Consider the following 17,609-nt stretch of genomic DNA (forward strand, 5'->3'; position numbering starts at 1 on the left):
AGAAGAAGCGAAGGGAGCAGTATCCCTTCGCTTCTTTTCGTTTATTTACTGATGAATTAAATCTTTCGCATCCGCGTATTCGAGTCCCTGGGCTTCCGCAACGGCACGGTAAGTAACGTAACCTTCAAGTGTATTTATTCCTTTAAAGAGAGATTCATTCTCCTGGCAGGCTTTTTTATAGCCTTTGTTAGCTAACTGCAAGGCATAAGGAACGGTCACATTCGTCAATCCAATCGTGGATGTTCTAGGTACAGCTCCGGGCATATTAGCCACAGCATAATGGAGCACACCATGTCTTTCATAAGTAGGGTTATCGTGAGTAGTAATTCGATCTGTTGTTTCAAAAATACCGCCTTGATCAATAGCCACGTCTACTATAACAGAACCTTCCTTCATCGATTTAACCATATCTTCGGTAACCAGTTTCGGAGCCTTGGCTCCGGGGATGAGAACTGCTCCAATTACCAGGTCTGACTCTGCCAATGATTCCTGAAGATTTAAGGGGTTCGACATAAGAGTGTTAATATCTGAACCGAAAATATCATCCAATTGCCTTAATCTTTCCGGGTTTAAATCAATGATTGTGACATCTGCCCCAAGACCCATGGCAATCTTTGCAGCATTAGTTCCGACAACACCGCCTCCAATAACTGTTACTCGGCCTCTACGTACTCCTGGAATTCCACCGAGAAGAATTCCTTTACCACCATGAGAACTTTCCAGAAATTGTGCTCCAATTTGAGAAGCCATTCTCCCAGCTACCTCACTCATAGGGGTAAGAAGCGGAAGAGATCCATTGGGGGCTTGCACCGTTTCATAGGCAATCGCTATTACATTTTTCTTAACTAAAGCTTTCGTAAGTTCAGGCTCAGGTGCCAGATGCAAGTAAGTAAATAATATAAGACCATCAAAGAAATATTCATACTCCTCAGGAAGTGGTTCTTTAACCTTCATCACCATTTGCTGACTCCATGCTTCCTTGGCAGATAATACAATGCTTGCTCCCGCTTCCTTATATTGAGCATCAGTAAAACTAGAGCCAGTTCCTGCATTAGTTTCTACAAAAACTTCATGACCTGCGTTGGTCAAAGTTACAACTCCTGCAGGCGTCATCGCTACTCTGTTTTCATTATTTTTAATCTCTCTTGGCACTCCAATTTTCAAGGCCGTTCAACCTCCTATTCCATTCTCTCTATTTATCGATTTCCACTATAACATGATTATTCAATAGAAAGTAGATGTTTATTTTGAAAGCCCTTTCATTGTATCAAAACAGGACCTAAATGGTTACCTTTTATCAAATATTGAAATATTCAGTTTTCACCTGTACCTGTGGATCACATCGACACCGCCCGTAACCTCATATATAGCTCCTGTTATCATATCCGAGTCTTCATGGCACAAGAACTCAATAGTACGGGCTATATCTTCCCCTGTGCCCGGTCGTCCAATCGGAGTACACCCATCCTTTGTTTTTCGCCCATTCTCGATGGTGGATTCTTTCCACTCCCCCACAATATTTCCAGGACACACCATATTAGAAGTAATGCCATACTCAGCTTCTTCGTAAGCGACCGTTTTAGTAAGAGATACAAGACCAACTTTTGCAGCAGCAAATGCAGACCGGTAAATCCAACCAGAAGCCGAACCAGCTCCTTGAAAACCATAATTTATAATTCGTCCAAAACACTGCGCTCTCATGTAAGGAACCGTCAGTTTCATTAAATGGAAAACGGCATCAAGATTTCCTTTGACCATAGAGTTCCACTCTTCCGTAGAATAATCCATCAATTTTTTACGTTCAAATATATAAGGTCCCGCATTATTAATTAAATAATCTATTCTTCCAAACCTTTGAATGGTTTCTTGGATTAAAGTCTGTAAATCCTGTAGTTCTGTCACATCAGCTTTCATTATATGGATCTTGTCCTTCTTCTCCGGGAATTCTTCATACAACGTCATGGCTGATTTTTTATCATTTAAATAGGTGACAGTCACTGATATGTCTTTCTTAATGAACTGCTCAGTAACTTTCCTGCCCAAACCTTTAGATCCAGCGGTTATAATCGCATGCCTCATTTTCAATCCCCCCACATTGATCTTTTACTTTCATACTATTTATTTACAAGCCCCCCTGCCTTATGTACAATAAAATGCGGCAGAGAGGACGTGGATGTAATGAAGGCAGCTGCCTCACGTAAAGAGTTAATTGAAACGATCGGTTTAGAAGCGGTTCCAAAAAAAAGACAAAACACTTCATGGTATCGCTTTGCATTTATCCAAATTGCCGTAGCGGCCAATGCAGGGAATTTTCTAGTACCTGCACTGGCCGTGCTGGAAGGTGGTCTATCCTTTTGGAACGGGGTTCTTACAACATGTATCGGAGCAATTTTGGGTTTCTTATTTGTCTCTTATTTATCGTTACCCGGGGCTCGTTTAGGAATCCCTGCGCAATACGCCATACGCACAATTCTCGGAGTGCAGGGAGCTCGTTTTCTCTCATCTCCTATTCGAAGTATAACCTCCCTCTATTGGTTTAGCGTACAGACCATAGGCGGTACATATGTCATTCAGCAGCTTTTCATTCGGATGACAGGCCAAGAGGTGCCTTTTTTACTGTTCTCAATCCCTTTATCTATACTGATGGTAATCCTGGCCATAATAGGTTTTGATGCTGTAAAAAAAGCCACCACTTACTTTCTTCCCCTCCTTTTACTTGGAGAGTTTACGATTATATATATATACTTTACTACAAATCACGGGGACACCGCATGGTTTACATTCCAATTGGAGCCTATGCAGGGTTCTTTAACCACTATGTTTTTCTATGCCAGCTTGGCTTTTGTACAATATGTCTCTGGCGTAAGTGCTTCTGCCGATATGACCCGCTATGCAAAAACTCCGGCCCATGGGTTCTGGGGATTGCTCATAGGAAATGGGATCGGCTTCTTTATTACAGCCTTAATCGGGTGTGCATCCGCCTATTTATTCCATGATATTAACCCTTATGTATCTTCAAGCGGTCAAACAGACTCCCCTGTTATTATTGGTATAATCACGTTAACCGCAGTAGTGTCCATGATTTCGATTAACATTAGCAATGCTTATACCGGAGGATATAGTTTACTAAATACTTTCAGCCGTCTGACGCGCGTTCAAAGTGCGGTCATGTTTGGATTTCTAGGGGTCTTATTAAGTGGCTTCCCCTCACTGGTCAATGAAGCTGAATCTTATATTTCATTACTCGGAGGTTTGATCATACCAATTTCTGCAGTCATCTCAGGCGATTATCTAATCGTTAAACGACTGCATCTGGATAAAAAAGCTATTGAGCAATTAACGAAAACATCGAGTATTAACCCTTATGCTTTGATTTTTATCATTCTTGGAAGTCTCATGTATTTCAGTTTTCCTGACAACTGGTCGCCTGGGTTTATCACATTTACAGTATTAATGGTTACCTATCCATGGTTTATGAAACATAAGACGTGGAGCTAGTAAGATCAGTAATCAAACACAATAATCCCACCCCGTTTTAATAGGAGGTGGGATTATCTTTTTACTGGCTTGACTTTTTCTTCGGCTCATCATTCTTTTTTATGGACTGATAACTTTCATTCAGTGGTGCAGTCATTTCTCTCTCTAACTTTTGTTCACGTTCTATCGGATTTTCTGGTTTCTTCATTTTCTCACCTCTTTCTTAAAGTTCACAAAACTCACTAAATTATGCTTGAATTATAAGTCTAAATCAAAATAGAACATGATATAATAAAGGTGAGAAATAGGAAGGGGGCATTCATAATGGCATTCGAGTACAAAGATATTGTTGTAGCAGTGGATGGTTCAGAAACCGCAGAGGGTGCTTTCAAAAAAGCAATTGATATTGCTAATCGAAATGATGCTAAGCTGGTTCTAGCACACGTAGTAGACACTCGAGCTTTTGCTACGGTAGAGGCTTACGATCGTTCTTTAGCCATACGTGCAGAAAAGTACGCGACGGATTTATTGAATGATTATAAGTCTAAAGCTGAGAAAGCCGGCCTTACCAATGTAGAAATAGTTGTGGAGTATGGTTCCCCAAAAATTAAAATTGCTAAAGATGTGGCCCCAAAACATAATGCAGACCTTATCATATGCGGGGCTACCGGTCTAAATGCCATGGAACGCTTTTTCATTGGTAGTGTTTCCGAGCATATTACCCGTTATGCCACTTGTGATGTCCTTGTCGTACGTCCTGAAAAACCAGTTGTAGAAGAATAATAATAACCCCCATCTTAATTGATGGGGGTTATTATTATTCTTCTTTATTAATTTCTCGTACAACATGCGAGATTTCCGGCAGTATCAGACGGTCCATAGCGAGTTTTACCGCACCGCTTGACCCTGGCATCGAAAAAATAGCTGTTTTCTCACTAACTCCTGCAGTTGCTCGAGATAAAAGAGCAGCTGAACCTATATCTTCATTATAGCTCAGCATGCGGAATAGCTCACCGAAACCGGGGATCTCTTTTGTAATTAATGCTTGAACGGCTTCAATCGTCACATCTCGCTCTGCAATACCCGTTCCTCCATTTAAGAGAACTACGTCTATATCCGGGTCAGTCAATCCTAGTTTAACAGCCTCTGCTATTCTCTTTTGATCATCCTTAACAATCTTATATTCATTAACCCTGTGCTGAGATTTTTCTGTAAGTTTTTCGATAATAATCTTTCCGCTTTTATCTGTATCTATATTTCGTGTATCACTTATGGTAAGAACCATGCATCTTACCGATGAAGGAGCTTCTCTTTTATGATCTTCGACTGCCATCACGCTCTTCCCCCTTATGATCCAGCAAGTACCGATATTGATAAAATTTCATTGCAAAATCAGTTACTTGTCTTGTTAAATGGTAATTGGAATAAGCTCCTATCGCTATACTTATAAAAGGAAGACCCTGAAAGATTTTTTTGCGGAACATTACAATAAACATCGATTTGAAACATTGTTTAATGGGCTGTTCAAGCCATGATTCATTTGTAAGCTGATCGTTCCCTTCAAAAACATAAGGATGTTCATTACGATTTACTTCATCCATCAACTCATCCCACGCGTGGACCTGAAGCCGTTTAGGCAGCGTAGCTGCGTGAAAAACCTTTAGAGAAATCATCATTTCATAAGGGTGATTCATTTCATGACCAAAAGTCAAACCAATCAACTGCACGGCACGAATGTTCATTACCATCATTAGAGGATAGTCAAGCCCGAGTAACAGCCACCCTCCTGTACCGGTCAGTCCGCCTTGCGCAAAAGAGTACAGCCTGCCTCTTGCAATTTGCTGCTGAGCAATGTAACTTAGCTGATCTACACTAAGCATCCTCTTCATGTCTGTAATGTTCTCAATTTCTTCTGAGAATACCCGGCCTACAGATAAAATCCGCTGCCTTGCTTCATTCTGAAAAGATGTGCCTTGCAAAAAAGCGTGCGTATGAAAAAACCAAGCGTCGAGTTTTGAAAAAAACTTTTCCTTTACGTCTGGATCCAAATTATAAAAACTTTGGTTGATCCAATCATCATAAATCATTTCAAAGTCGTTGGGCTGGTACCCCCGGTACTGCTCAAGCCAACTATCTACATCTTTTGCTACCCGTTCATAAGTCATGAACAACACCCCCCCACCGGTTCACTCTTCTTATTATTGTAGCCCGAATGTTCAAAAAAAAGCAATGGCTCTCTGATTGATTCAGAAGCCATTGCTTTTAAATATTTATAGTCCTTTTTCTACTGTATCACGAGCAATCATAACTTCCTCATTGGTTGGAATGACCATAACTTTTACCGGGGAATGAGGGTAGTTAACGAATGCTTCTTTACCGCGAATCTGATTTAGAGATGGGTCCCAATACACTCCCATAAACTCTAGACCTTTTAATACGCGCTCCCGCATGGTATAACTGTTTTCACCTACGCCGGCAGTGAAAATGATTCCATCAATTCCATGCATACGTGCGGCATAGGAACCAATATACTTGTGGATGCGTGCAGCAAATACTTCAAGAGCCAGCTCCGCACGCTCATCTCCTTCACTTGCTCGGATCTCAATGTCCCGAAGGTCACTTGAAAAACCGGAAAGGGCTAGCATACCACTCTCTTTATTTAATACATTCATAACTTCATTCGCTGTCTTTCCTGTCTTCTCCATAATAAAAGGTATGAGGGCTGGGTCAATATTTCCGGAACGAGTCCCCATTGTTACACCAGCAAGTGGTGTAAAGCCCATGGAAGTATCAATCGATTTCCCGCCTTCGATTGCAGCGATACTTGCTCCATTGCCTAAGTGGCATGATAACAGTCGCAGCTGTTCTACAGGGCGTCCCATCATCTCTGACGCACGCTCTGATACATATTTATGAGATGTACCGTGAAAGCCGTATTTACGAATGCCATAGTCCTCATAATATTCATAAGGAAGGCTGTAAAGATAGGATTGTTCCGGCATGGACTGGTGGAAGGCTGTATCAAATACTGCAACGTGAGGGACTTCCGGAAGAACCTCGCGGAATGCGCGAATTCCAGTCAGGTTTGCCGGATTATGCAACGGGGCAAGATCTGACACTTCCTCAATTTCCTGAATGACCTGGTCTGTTATTAACACAGATTCACTAAAACGTTCTCCTCCGTGAACTACACGGTGGCCCACGCCATTAATTTCATCTAAAGAATCGATTACGCCATTAGATGTTAATTTATCAAGAAGAATTTTGACCGCTTCTCCGTGATCTGGAATATCAGTAACTGTCTTATCTTTTTCATCATTCACTTCAATTGTAAATACCGCATCCTCAAGTCCGATACGCTCTACTAACCCTTTAGTAATTACAGTTTCTTCAGGCATGTCAATCAATTGAAATTTTAGTGATGAACTGCCTGCATTTATAGCAAGAATTTTATTACTCAACGTTGCTCATCCCCTTACAATTAGGTTCGTATGTTTCTACCACTACCATTTAACCACCCGTTCTCCTCATTTTCAAGGTAGAAAGAATATGATAACGTTTACTTCTTATATTCGTTATTTTCTCACAATTGTGCCGTTTTATATTCATCAAACCATTGATTCATTTGACCGAGTATGTCGCCCATAGCGTTTGGATTTTTAAAGGATGGAAGCTTTACAAGCAGCGCCTGCTTCGGCGGCTTAGTTTCCGGACCTTTCTTCTGAAGGATCAGAATACTTTTACCATGCTTTTCATTTTTGAATAGCGAATCAGATAGCTGAAGCATTCCGACTATATGAGCATTTTCCCTTAAAAAGGTGTTCAGTTCCCGCGACTGGTCACTTTCAAATAAAAAGTTTGGGACGATAAACATTAAATAACCGCCCTCTTTCGTGTAGTTCAACCCTTGTTCAATGAACAAGTGATGCGCATAGGAATGCCCCTCTTCAGCTTTTAGCTGATAACGGGAAGCCTGTACATCGTCTGGATAATAACCTACCGGAAGATCAGCCAGAACAAAATCGACGGGCTCCATCAGGAAAGGTTGCAAACTATCCTGGTGGAAGAACTCAATATTGTTCTTTTGTAAGTTGGCATTGGTTACGGCTAACTGTATGAGCGTAGGATCCACCTCACTTGCATATGCTGTTAATGGCATTTCAAGCTGGTTCATTACAGAAGTAATTAAATTTCCTGAACCTGAGGCAGGATCAAAAAGCTTCAGGTTTTCTTCGTTATCAATGAGTTTAGAAGCCAAATAGCCCATAAACATCGCGACAGAATCAGGAGTGATTAAATGCTGCTGCTGTGTTGCTCCTTTCATACCTTTTAAGATAGCAAGCTGTACGGCTTTTCGAATTTCTTCTTTTTCAAAATTATCCTTATTGATCTTCGTAAGCTCATTGGTAAGCTTCGTTTGAAGTTCTTTGCTCATATCCTTAAAAGGCTGTCCATTGAACAAAATATCTAAGGTTTCAGCAATGGCTTCCAAATAAGTAATATTCATATCTTTAGAAATGGTATCAGCTGTTTCATCTACCCACTGAAATAGTTTTTCTACTTGTTCTTGCTTCATCTTCATTCTCCTTTTCAGCCTGCCTGGTCAACACAAGAAATTGACGCATTTACTTGAAACAGTAATGCGCCAGCTTGTTTGTGTTTGCGCTGTTCCGAATTAAAGTCTACCCCCACCATATCGAATAATGGAGCGGGTTTCAACAATACGCTACTTTACCGATTAGTTTGAAAATTGTGTGCGGGAAGAGCATTATAATGATAAAATGACGATAAAGAATACATAAGGAGGAAGTTTTATGGCTGAACAACGTAGAAACCTATACTTTTATTATCACCCGAACCAGGAGCTGGATGAGAAACTTAAACCACTCTATCAATTAGCAAGAGATAAAGACTTTTCCATCGTGGAAGACTCCAAAAATGCAAATATTATTGTAGCTGTCGGTGGCGATGGGACATTTTTACAGGCTGTGCGAAATACTGGATTCAGACAAGATTGCCTCTATGTTGGAATACGAAGTCAAAATGAAGCAGGCCTTTATTGCGACTTTAGTATAGACAATCATGATGAAATGGTCGAAGCAATGGAAAATGCCGAAGTGGAAGTTCGTAGATTTCCAATTATTGAAGCAACTGTCAATAATGAATCCACCTTCTATTGTTTAAATGAATGCAGTGTGCGGTCCACTTTAATTAAATCCATTGATGTAGATGTCTATATTGATGACCTTCTCTTCGAAACATTCAGGGGAGATGGGCTTATCGTAGCCACTCCTACTGGCAGTACCGGTTATAATAAGTCCACAAAAGGCGCTGTAGTAGATCCCAAGTTACCATGTTTCCAGGTTAGTGAACTAGCTTCCTTAAACAACAATCGCTTTAGAACTCTGGGCTCTTCTTTTATTTTAAGCGGTGAGCGCACATTAAAACTGCATGTTAGACAGGATGGAAATGACTATCCGATTATCGGCATGGATAATGAGGCTTTTTCAATTCGTAATATCTATGATGTTACGGTTCGCCTAAGTGATCAGGTGGTAAAAACCGTCAAGTTGAAAAACAATTCTTACTGGGACCGTGTCAAGCGCACCTTCCTTTAATAATATTATAATAAGTAAAATCCGGAGCGGCAGATCCCGCTCCGGATTTTTTTAACGTTGGTAGACAATTTCCTCATCTACTACTGTCATCGTAACAGTAGCATCGGCCAATTCATGAGGCTTTAGCGCAAAAAGATCGCGATCAAGGATAGTAAAATCTGCAATATAACCTGACTTTATGACTCCTTGCGTATCCTCTCTTGCAATGGCCATAGCACTTCCTTTCGTATATAAAGATATGGCTTCAAAGACCGAAAGTTTTTCTTCAGCTTGATACACCAAATGATCGTATGTGGCTCTTCGATCTACAGCAGCCCGAATGCCCAATAAAGGATTAATTTCTTCAATAGGAGCGTCAGAACCTCCTGCACACATAATTCCAGCATCCATCAGAGTCTTCCAGGAATAAGAGTTTTTAAGTCTTACATTTCCTATCCGTTCCATGACCCAGGGAAAATCAGAAGCTACAAAAGTTGGTTGTATATCAAGTACAACATTCATATTTTTAAGTTTCTGAATTAGGTCTGGTCTTAAAATCTGAGCATGGATGATTCGATCCCTTTCTCCTGTATGAAGTGGAGCAGCTTCTATGGCTTGAATAACTGCCTCGACTGCCCGATCTCCAATTGCATGAACAGCTATAGGCATCAGACGTTTACGTGCCTTCTTAACTAATGAAGTCAATTGCTCCTGAGTATGGATAGGTACACCAAAGTTTCCAGGATCATCTGAATAGGCCTCCGACAACCAGGCAGTCCTACCTCCAAGAGCTCCATCGGAGAAGATTTTTAGCGCCCCCAACTCTACAAAATCTGTTCCTTTCTTGTAGCCAAGAGACTCTTCGTCCATTTGTTCGACTACTCCATTATGAACAAGTAAATGGGCTCTAAACTTCAATTTTGAATCATTAATCACATCGGTATAGGCGTCGAATGTTTTTTTAAATCCCCCATAATAATTCAGGTCTTCACTGTGCCCTCCAACGAGGCCGTATTTATGCATATCCCTCACGGCAAGCTCTGTAGCTTTTCTTAAATAATCTTTCGTTACTTCTGGCATTGCTTTTTTAATCATATCCTGAGCCTTCTCATGGAAGAATCCAGTAGCGTGTCCTTCATCATCCCTCACAATCACACCACCTTGAGGATCAGGTGTGCTTCTTTCAACCCCGGCAAGCTTCATAGCCTCAGAATTGGCAAGTACAGCATGCCTGCATACTCTTGTGAGCATCATTGGATGCTTGGAAGATATTTCGTCCAGTTCGTCTTTATGTATGATTCGTTTATTTTCCCATTGATTTTCATTCCATCCATCACCAATAATCCACTCTCCGGGATTTAACTGTTCCGCATGAAGCTTCAAAGCCTGTTTCACTTCTTCAGCTGATTTCATGAATGTTAAATCAAGGCGCATCAACCGCTCTCCATGTCCGATAATATGGAGATGGCTGTCAGTGAACCCTGGATACATAACCGCTCCTTTTAAATCATGTTCTTCTGTAATTTCATTCTTATAGGTTTTATATAGATCTTGAGTATCCCCAACCTCCAGTATCTTTCCATTCTTTGTAACAACCGCTTCTACCCAGACGCCTTCTTTTTCCATCGTGTAGATTTTCCCACCATACCAAAGTTTCACATCTATCCATCCTCTCCAGTTATATGATTGCTTGATCTATATACTCATCATAAATCAATAACTCCATATATAGAAAGAAGATGCTTCACCTCATTCTCAGCATCTTCTTCTTTACTTTATTAAACTATAATAGGTCACTGAAATCATTCTTTTGATCTTTTCCAGCCAAATGGTCAACTTCTACAATATAGGTCTCATCGAGTGCTTTTTCAATGTCTGCACTAAAGTCACTGTTTGATTCATAGTAATTTGCATTTTTTCTTGTAGGCATCGTTTTTGGGGATTTCGGTACAAATACAGTACAACAATCTTCATAAGGACGGATAGAAATATCATAGGTATCAATTTTTCTAGCAATATTAATAATTTCAACTTTATCCATAGAAACAAGTGGACGCAGCACGGGATAGTTCGTCACTTCATTGATGGTATTCATACTCTCCATTGTTTGACTCGCTACTTGACCCAGGCTTTCTCCTGTAGTCATAGACAATATCCCCTGCCTAGCTGCAAGCTTTTCACTAATTCGCAGCATCATTCGCCTCATAATTGTCATACTATAGCCCTCAGGCATTTCCTGATGAATTTTTTGCTGAATAGCTGTAAAAGGAACAACATGAACTTTAACCGAGTTTCCGTAGTTGGAAAGCTTTTGGGCTAAATCAATCACTTTTTGTTTCGCTCGCTCACTGGTATAGGGAGGAGAATGAAAGTGAACCGCCTCCAGTTCCACTCCACGCTTCATAGTCAGGTAACCTGCGACAGGACTGTCAATTCCGCCTGAAAGCATTAGCAGAGACTGCCCAGTCGTACCCACTGGAAAACCACCTGCACCAGGATAATCTTGAGCCGTTATATAGGCGGCCTCCTGGCGTACTTCCACCTTAATTTCTACATCAGGCTGGTGTACATCTACTGTAACCCCCTCTGTATTTCTAAGAATATATCCTCCCAAAAGAGGGTTAAGCTCTTTAGAATCAATTGGAAAATCCTTATCTGAACGCTTAGCTGAAATTTTAAAGGTTTTGGCATGGTCTGCATCCTGGAAGGCCAACAGTACAGCTTTCTTCATTTCTTCTTCTTCTTTTTCCACTTTCACAGCAAAACTTAAGCTGTGAATACCAAAAATATCCTGACATCGATCCATAACTTCTTGCGGGTTTTCACCATTTAACAAGACATACATACGGCCTCTTGTTTTATGGATTCGCACAGAAGGAAATTCCTGAAGTTTCTTGAGCAGATTATTCCGAAGTTTCTGCTCAAAAATTTTTCTTTTTTTACCTTTTAAAGCCATTTCTCCATACCGAATCATAATATGATCGAAATTCATAATTTATCTCCTCATCGTTTCTTTTAGTTGTTCAATCGTCTCTTTAAGGGCTTCAATAAACGAATCAGCTTCTTCTATCGTATTCTGGTAGCTTAGACTAACTCGAAGAGCAGAACTCGTCCGCTCATAGTCAAGGCTGCATGCCTTTAATACTGTACTAACCTCTGGTTCTCTGGAGGAGCATGCAGATTTTGTAGAAATATAAATCTCTTTTTCTCCTAAGGAATGAATAACTACTTCAGGTTTAAATCCAGGGATTGAAAAATTAATGATATGAGGGGCAGAATCATTCGGTGAATTAATGACCACTTGTTCCATCTTCTCTAATTCTACCCGCATATATTGATGGATTTGAGATAAATGATCACTCGAATGTTTCTGTTTTTCCATGATTAAACGAAGAGCTTTCACAAAAGCCACATTTGCTGGAAGATTTTCCGTGCCCGCTCGCCGTTCAAGCTCTTGATCGCCTCCATGCAGCAAAGGAAAAAGAGAAACATTTTTTCTGATGATCAAAGCTCCTGACCCTTTCAATCCGTGGATTTTGTGGCCTGAAACTGTGCAAAGATCGATTCCTGACTCCATTATGGGCATACGAATTTTTCCCAGCCCCTGAACGTGGTCCACATGAAAAAACACCTTGGGGTAGTGTTTAAGCTTGTCCCCTATTTCCTTCACGGGCTGTACAGATCCCAATTCATTATTTACAGACATAATACTTACAAGTATGGTGTCTGTACGCAGAGCATGTTCCACACTCTCAGGGTCTACCTTACCTTCCTTATTTACATCAATGTATGTGACCTCAAACCCTAAGGTTTCCAAAGCTCGAAATGCTTCCAGGACCGAAGGGTGTTCAATTTTAGACGTGATTATATGCTTTCCTCTTGATTGATGCATAAATGCAATTCCTTTTATCGCCATATTATTACCTTCAGTGCCTCCCGAAGTGAAAATCACTTCTTGAGATTCTACTCCAAATAGTTGGGCAGCTTGATGACGAGATTGCTGCATTAAGCGCTCTACTTGACCGCCGAAGCTGTGGACTGACGATGGGTTACCAAAAAGTTCTGCAGCTACTTTTTGGTAACTATCCAGTACTTCAGGAAGAGGCTTTGTTGTAGCGCTATTATCAAAGTAAATCATAAAAGGTGTACTCCTTTATTTCAAAATGCAGTCCATTATATTATCATACCATCTTTTATAAATAAATAGACAGTTCAAGATACAAAAGGACACCTGCTATGTTAAGCAGGTGTCCTTGATATACTTTTTATTCCTCTATATCCAAAGTTTCAAGTAACGTATCAATACTTAGTTTGCCATCCTTCTCAAGGTCTTTCGTCCAAGTCTTTGATATAGCATCTGGCCCCACTATTGTTTCGCTTTGGGATATGAGATTTTCGATTTTATGTGTTTTCTCAAAAAAACTGGAGACCTTTTTTCCTTTAACAGGTTATCGGAATTAGACGCCACCCCATGATCACTGGCTACAAAAGTTTGCGGTGGGGCAAAAAGATAGACAATTATCACTGCACTCCATACCAGTACACAAACACTTGCTGTACCGATCACTAGCATCTTTCTCATAGGCACCACCCTATACCATGACTTGTTCCCTTTCCTCTATGCGTGAAAAGGCATCCGGATCAACTTCCTTCAGAGCCTCAGAAGCTAACTCTAAGGCTGATTCGTACTGATAAGATCTAAATTTATTTTCTGCCTCCAGGAGTCGCGCTGCTAGTATTGGATACTTACTTCTATAGCGATTGGCATATTGGATAACTCTCTCAGCCAAGCGGGCTCTATCCATAATTTTTTGAGCTTCGTCATAGATATTCTGTGTCATTTCTGATGCATCGTTTAAATGATTATGAACGGCGCCCATATCCAAAGGCTCTCTTTCAAGACATGCAAAAACGTCATCAATTTTATCACTGGCTATTTTCATGTCTTCATAAATCGAAGATGGAATTCCTGGAATGTTGCTGCGTTTTAACCTCCGATATGTTTCTAAGAGTAACTGCTCCATATCAGAAAGCTTCGTTTTTGCATCCATTTCCTCTCTTCTTAAAGCTTGAACTTTCTCATCGAACTCCTGATGTCTCTCTTGAAGTTCCATCAAATTCTGGCGTGCTTCTTCAAGCTCCAGTCTGAGCTCTGAATAAGCCGACTCACCATCCTGTCTTTTATGTTCCAGGCTGATAAACTTTTTCTTAAGCTGACTAAACCAGCTTTTCAATCCCTCATAGGATTCGGCTTCTTCCCCTTGCATTTGATAAGAAACATCAATTTCTTCCATATCTTCTTCCGTTTCCATAAAGACAGCTTCGAGGTTATCAAGCTGGGACCTTAAAGGTGCATACTGTTTCTCAACATATTGATGAGCTACAGCTTCTCTCTCGAGCATCTGATAAATTTCCTGAATTCTTGTTTCAATTTCAACAATTAATTCTTCTATACCTGTTTGGTCGTTTTCATTTAATCTGGCTAATGCTTCCGTAAGAATACGTTCATACCTATGTATTTCAGGGAGCAAATCTAAATGAGCTACTCGGTAACCTTCCGCTTTCATTTCTTCGATCCCTTGCTTAAGCTCTCTTAACTGCTCTGGCAATTCCAAGTTTACTTTCTTATAACGCTCAGGGAACGTTTCGGTTTCTTCCTGAAGGTTCACCAATTCCTCACGGATGGACTGAACCAGTTTATTCGCCTCAATATAGTTGCCCTGCTCGGCTAATTCTTCATACGTACCCAACTGCAGTTCCAGCTGCTCTACTCGTTTCTCGAACAAAGAAGCAGATTGGCCAAACTGGTTACGGTGCTGAATTAGTTTGCGGGACAATTCCTTAATTTCAGGACCAATGGATTCGATTTCAATTCGGCTGTTTTCCTCCGAATCCAGCAAACTCTTAAGATCTTCCAGAATTTTTTGAATGTCGTTTTCAATCGCTACTAACTTGTCCTCTGTGCTATCTAATACTTTCTGGACTCGCTTCCATTTATAACGGTCTGCAGCTTCCTCTGCCTCATAAAGATCTTTCTCAATTGCAGTAAGCTCCTTAGTTATAATTGTATCCCACTGTTCACGCCAGGCTTCAAACTTCTCTTGCGTTTCCCCTGATAAGTTCAGGTTTTTCACTTTTGATAATTCCTCGGTCACCGGTCTATTCGTAATATCCATCTTCCAATTTTCTAACCGGTCCACCGCATCATAGACTTTTTTACGCCAAATTAACCCTGCGATAAAAAGCGCAATCACAAGCAGTATAACTCCAATGATGTACTTCATAAATAGCCTCCTTACAAAATCACCGTCCGACGGATTCTTTCGTTCCGAAATGTAAAATAGTTGTTTATAATGATACCATGTATTTAGAGATTTTGGCTAAAATATTTCAAAAATATTAACCTACTGACCAAAAATAAAATCCTAAAGGAGCATTTAAGAATGAGAGACGGTCACATCCATACCCCATACTGCCCGCACGGAACGGCAGATTCATTTAAATCATATATAGAGAAAGCCATATCTATTGGCTACGACACCATGACATTCACTGAGCATGCTCCTCTGCCAACCTCGTTCGTTGACCCTGTACCTGAAAAAGACAGTGGAATGGCTCTCGCAGAAGTTGAGTCTTACCTTTCTGATATCAATCGTCTGCAAAAAGAATACAAGGATGATATTTCTATTCAAGCAGGGTTTGAAGTTGACTATATCGAAGGATATGAAAGAGAAACGGAGACTTTCTTAAACAGATATGGACCTGAATTGGATGACAGCATCCTATCCGTACATTTTATTAAAGGAAATAGCCAATGGTATTGTATAGATTACAGCCCTGACATGTATGAAGAGGCTTTTCATGACCTGGGTGGCAGCAACCATTTGTATCAAGCCTACTTTAATAATTTAAGAAAATCTGCTGAAGCAGATTTAGGAGCTTATAAACCATCGAGGATTGGCCACATGACGCTGATCAGGAAATTTAAAGACTTATATCCCTCTCCACCGGGCTGGGAGGTACGAGCTGAACAATTTCTTAAAGTACTCAAGGATCAGGGAATGGAACTAGATTACAATGGAGCGGGACTTCAAAAGCCCCATTGCAAAGAAACATATCCGCCAAAGTCTATAGCAGATCAAGCTTCTTCAATGGGGCTCCCTTTAGTTTATGGTTCTGATGCTCACGCAGTCTCCGGATTGAAACAGGGCTTTAGCGAAATAGACCCTAGAATCCTAAGCTTTAACCGCTAACTTTTGCACGGCTTCCTGTTCTAGCATGGACTGGCTGTACTCCTCCACAAAATGGCTTAGGGAAGCCTCAGTAATAAATGGGTCCCTAAATTCATGAGGCATCGTAAATGGAGCATTTAGCAGCCCTTTCAACTGCAATACTTTCAGCTTTTCCTTAAAAGTGATCTCCATTTTCGATGATTTATGGAATAAAATATTAGATAGCAAATGGTCTTCTTTGGCTAAATAAGTAACAAGCATTTCCCGGGCAAACACTGTATTTAAAGAAAGTTCTCGATATACTAAACAGGAAAGTTGATTGTGAGACAGTTTATAATGTAATATTTTTCTCACTAAAGTCTCTACACGCTCATTTGCATCAGTAAAATGAATACTCTCTAAAATTTCTAAATAAGGCTCAAAATAATTGATAGCCAGAGACTCAAATAACCCTTGCTTACTCTTAAAGTAATAATGGATTAAGGAAACGTTTACATTAGCAGCATTAGCAATATCACGAACCGAGGTTCCGTTGAAACCTTTGCTGTAAAATAGACGGCAGGCAACATCCAACACTCTATCACGTGTGACATTCTGTCGGTTCATCATTTTTCCCCCTCACAGAGTAATTCTACCTGTTGGAGGGTTTTCCTGCTTTGAATCGTACATCAAATACCGACAGCAGTCTAAGTAAGTGTGTCGAATCAATCTTTATAGGAGGTTCTAATTATGTTCCAATCTACTTCATACACAGGTACAAAAGAAAAAAACTATGAGTTGCTTTTAAAGCAATTACAAGCGTTACTTGAAGATGAACCTGATGTTATCGCAAACCTATCCAATGCTTCTTCATTATTAAATCAATTTCTGGAAGACGTAAATTGGGTAGGCTTTTACCTTTGGAAAGAAGATCAGCTTGTTTTAGGACCATTTCAAGGATTGCCAGCCTGCGTAAGAATTCCATCTGGTAAAGGAGTCTGCGGTACGGCTGTTGCTGAAAGAAGTGTTCAGAGAATTGAAGATGTCCACGCCTTTCCCGGGCACATTGCCTGCGATGCGGCCAGTCAGTCAGAAATTGTAATCCCAATTCTCAAAAACAATGAAATATTTGGAGTTCTGGATATTGACAGTCCTAGTACAAGCAGATTTGATGAACAGGATGAAAAATATCTAACCAAATTTGTTGAGATACTTCAAACTTATGTATAAATTAAAAACCCGCTGCCAGCGGGTTTTTAATTTATACTCTACTTTAAGCAGTTACTGTGAAAGGCGTTCAATTAGTTAACAGCTGAAATATCTT

At 40.4% G+C, this 17,609-nt stretch carries 17 protein-coding genes; 5 read left to right on the forward strand and 12 right to left on the reverse strand.

Annotated elements, in window-relative coordinates; translation table 11 throughout:
• Window positions 1-45: 45 nt before the first annotated feature.
• Both ald and HBHAL_RS13610 read right to left on the reverse strand, forming a co-directional pair.
• On the reverse strand, window positions 46-1,164 hold the full coding sequence (gene ald / locus HBHAL_RS13605) for an alanine dehydrogenase (RefSeq protein ID WP_014644015.1): 1,119 nt from the start codon (window positions 1,162-1,164) through the stop codon (window positions 46-48).
• 156 nt (window positions 1,165-1,320) lie between these two features.
• The gene (locus tag HBHAL_RS13610) at window positions 1,321-2,079 is read right to left on the reverse strand and encodes an SDR family oxidoreductase (RefSeq protein ID WP_014644016.1); all 759 of its coding nucleotides are present in this window, start codon (window positions 2,077-2,079) and stop codon (window positions 1,321-1,323) included.
• Between the two features lie 99 nt (window positions 2,080-2,178).
• Between HBHAL_RS13610 and HBHAL_RS13615 the strand changes: the two genes are divergently transcribed.
• Window positions 2,179-3,498: a purine-cytosine permease family protein gene (locus HBHAL_RS13615; protein WP_014644017.1), complete on the forward strand. Its 1,320-nt coding sequence runs from the start codon at window positions 2,179-2,181 to the stop codon at window positions 3,496-3,498.
• A 61-nt stretch (window positions 3,499-3,559) separates the two neighbouring features.
• On the opposite strand, the gene HBHAL_RS21985 is transcribed toward HBHAL_RS13615, so the two are convergent.
• Window positions 3,560-3,685 (reverse strand): hypothetical protein, encoded by a 126-nt coding sequence (locus tag HBHAL_RS21985; protein ID WP_014644018.1) that lies wholly within the window; start codon window positions 3,683-3,685, stop codon window positions 3,560-3,562.
• Between the two features lie 116 nt (window positions 3,686-3,801).
• Between HBHAL_RS21985 and HBHAL_RS13620 the strand changes: the two genes are divergently transcribed.
• Entirely contained in the window at window positions 3,802-4,260 is a 459-nt protein-coding gene (locus HBHAL_RS13620; RefSeq protein ID WP_014644019.1) for a universal stress protein, read from the forward strand.
• Between the two features lie 34 nt (window positions 4,261-4,294).
• Here the strand turns inward: HBHAL_RS13620 and HBHAL_RS13625 are convergent, their stop codons facing one another.
• The 4 genes from HBHAL_RS13625 to HBHAL_RS13640 all read right to left on the reverse strand — a co-directional run bounded on the left by HBHAL_RS13625 (window position 4,295) and on the right by HBHAL_RS13640 (window position 8,053).
• Window positions 4,295-4,810 carry a MogA/MoaB family molybdenum cofactor biosynthesis protein gene (locus tag HBHAL_RS13625; RefSeq protein WP_014644020.1) on the reverse strand — a complete coding sequence of 172 codons (516 nt, stop codon included), beginning with the start codon at window positions 4,808-4,810 and terminating at the stop codon, window positions 4,295-4,297.
• Window positions 4,791-5,642, reverse strand: a complete 852-nt coding sequence (locus HBHAL_RS13630; protein ID WP_014644021.1) for an EcsC family protein — start codon at window positions 5,640-5,642, stop codon at window positions 4,791-4,793. The genes HBHAL_RS13625 and HBHAL_RS13630 overlap by 20 nt, the downstream gene beginning before the upstream one ends.
• 105 nt (window positions 5,643-5,747) lie before the next feature.
• Window positions 5,748-6,938: an acetate kinase gene (locus HBHAL_RS13635; protein WP_014644022.1), complete on the reverse strand. Its 1,191-nt coding sequence runs from the start codon at window positions 6,936-6,938 to the stop codon at window positions 5,748-5,750.
• A 122-nt stretch (window positions 6,939-7,060) separates the two neighbouring features.
• A complete protein-coding gene (locus HBHAL_RS13640) occupies window positions 7,061-8,053 on the reverse strand; it encodes a class I SAM-dependent methyltransferase (RefSeq protein WP_014644023.1) in 993 nt (330 codons plus the stop codon).
• A 238-nt stretch (window positions 8,054-8,291) separates the two neighbouring features.
• On the opposite strand from HBHAL_RS13640, the gene HBHAL_RS13645 reads away from it, so the two are divergent.
• Window positions 8,292-9,095 (forward strand): NAD kinase, encoded by an 804-nt coding sequence (locus HBHAL_RS13645; RefSeq protein ID WP_014644024.1) that lies wholly within the window; start codon window positions 8,292-8,294, stop codon window positions 9,093-9,095.
• Between the two features lie 51 nt (window positions 9,096-9,146).
• Here the strand turns inward: HBHAL_RS13645 and HBHAL_RS13650 are convergent, their stop codons facing one another.
• The 4 genes from HBHAL_RS13650 to ezrA all read right to left on the reverse strand — a co-directional run bounded on the left by HBHAL_RS13650 (window position 9,147) and on the right by ezrA (window position 15,358).
• A complete protein-coding gene (locus HBHAL_RS13650) occupies window positions 9,147-10,733 on the reverse strand; it encodes an amidohydrolase (RefSeq protein WP_014644025.1) in 1,587 nt (528 codons plus the stop codon).
• A 124-nt stretch (window positions 10,734-10,857) separates the two neighbouring features.
• The gene (thiI, locus tag HBHAL_RS13655; protein WP_014644026.1) at window positions 10,858-12,066 is read right to left on the reverse strand and encodes a tRNA uracil 4-sulfurtransferase ThiI; all 1,209 of its coding nucleotides are present in this window, start codon (window positions 12,064-12,066) and stop codon (window positions 10,858-10,860) included.
• Window positions 12,067-12,069: 3 nt separating this feature from the next.
• Complete coding sequence (locus HBHAL_RS13660; RefSeq protein WP_014644027.1) at window positions 12,070-13,212, reverse strand: cysteine desulfurase family protein; 1,143 nt, start codon at window positions 13,210-13,212, stop codon at window positions 12,070-12,072.
• Between the two features lie 454 nt (window positions 13,213-13,666).
• On the reverse strand, window positions 13,667-15,358 hold the full coding sequence (gene ezrA, locus HBHAL_RS13670; RefSeq protein ID WP_014644029.1) for a septation ring formation regulator EzrA: 1,692 nt from the start codon (window positions 15,356-15,358) through the stop codon (window positions 13,667-13,669).
• Between the two features lie 159 nt (window positions 15,359-15,517).
• Between ezrA and hisJ the strand changes: the two genes are divergently transcribed.
• On the forward strand, window positions 15,518-16,327 hold the full coding sequence (gene hisJ / locus HBHAL_RS13675) for a histidinol-phosphatase HisJ (protein ID WP_014644030.1): 810 nt from the start codon (window positions 15,518-15,520) through the stop codon (window positions 16,325-16,327).
• Here hisJ and refZ read toward each other — a convergent pair.
• Window positions 16,310-16,912: a forespore capture DNA-binding protein RefZ gene (refZ, locus tag HBHAL_RS13680; RefSeq protein WP_041601381.1), complete on the reverse strand. Its 603-nt coding sequence runs from the start codon at window positions 16,910-16,912 to the stop codon at window positions 16,310-16,312. The genes hisJ and refZ overlap by 18 nt on opposite strands.
• Window positions 16,913-17,035: 123 nt before the next feature.
• On the opposite strand from refZ, the gene HBHAL_RS13685 reads away from it, so the two are divergent.
• Window positions 17,036-17,515, forward strand: coding sequence for a GAF domain-containing protein (locus HBHAL_RS13685; protein ID WP_014644032.1), 480 nt, complete (start codon window positions 17,036-17,038; stop codon window positions 17,513-17,515).
• The last annotated feature ends 94 nt before the right edge of the window (window positions 17,516-17,609 follow it).

This window comes from Halobacillus halophilus DSM 2266, from assembly GCF_000284515.1.
Taxonomy (GTDB): Bacteria; Bacillota; Bacilli; order Bacillales; family Halobacillaceae; genus Halobacillus; species Halobacillus halophilus.

Bases quoted from the DNA above. Each gene is read 5' to 3' on its own strand.
- HBHAL_RS13610 (WP_014644016.1), bottom strand. From the start codon at position 2,079: ATGAGGCATGCGATTATAACCGCTGGATCTAAAGGTTTGGGCAGGAAA.
- HBHAL_RS13615 (WP_014644017.1), top strand. From the start codon at position 2,179: ATGAAGGCAGCTGCCTCACGTAAAGAGTTAATTGAAACGATCGGTTTA.
- HBHAL_RS21985 (WP_014644018.1), bottom strand. From the start codon at position 3,685: ATGAAGAAACCAGAAAATCCGATAGAACGTGAACAAAAGTTAGAGAGA.
- HBHAL_RS13620 (WP_014644019.1), top strand. From the start codon at position 3,802: ATGGCATTCGAGTACAAAGATATTGTTGTAGCAGTGGATGGTTCAGAA.
- HBHAL_RS13625 (WP_014644020.1), bottom strand. From the start codon at position 4,810: ATGGCAGTCGAAGATCATAAAAGAGAAGCTCCTTCATCGGTAAGATGC.
- HBHAL_RS13630 (WP_014644021.1), bottom strand. From the start codon at position 5,642: ATGACTTATGAACGGGTAGCAAAAGATGTAGATAGTTGGCTTGAGCAG.
- HBHAL_RS13640 (WP_014644023.1), bottom strand. From the start codon at position 8,053: ATGAAGCAAGAACAAGTAGAAAAACTATTTCAGTGGGTAGATGAAACA.
- HBHAL_RS13645 (WP_014644024.1), top strand. From the start codon at position 8,292: ATGGCTGAACAACGTAGAAACCTATACTTTTATTATCACCCGAACCAG.
- thiI (WP_014644026.1), bottom strand. From the start codon at position 12,066: ATGAATTTCGATCATATTATGATTCGGTATGGAGAAATGGCTTTAAAA.
- HBHAL_RS13660 (WP_014644027.1), bottom strand. From the start codon at position 13,212: ATGATTTACTTTGATAATAGCGCTACAACAAAGCCTCTTCCTGAAGTA.
- ezrA (WP_014644029.1), bottom strand. From the start codon at position 15,358: ATGAAGTACATCATTGGAGTTATACTGCTTGTGATTGCGCTTTTTATC.
- hisJ (WP_014644030.1), top strand. From the start codon at position 15,518: ATGAGAGACGGTCACATCCATACCCCATACTGCCCGCACGGAACGGCA.
- refZ (WP_041601381.1), bottom strand. From the start codon at position 16,912: ATGAACCGACAGAATGTCACACGTGATAGAGTGTTGGATGTTGCCTGC.
- HBHAL_RS13685 (WP_014644032.1), top strand. From the start codon at position 17,036: ATGTTCCAATCTACTTCATACACAGGTACAAAAGAAAAAAACTATGAG.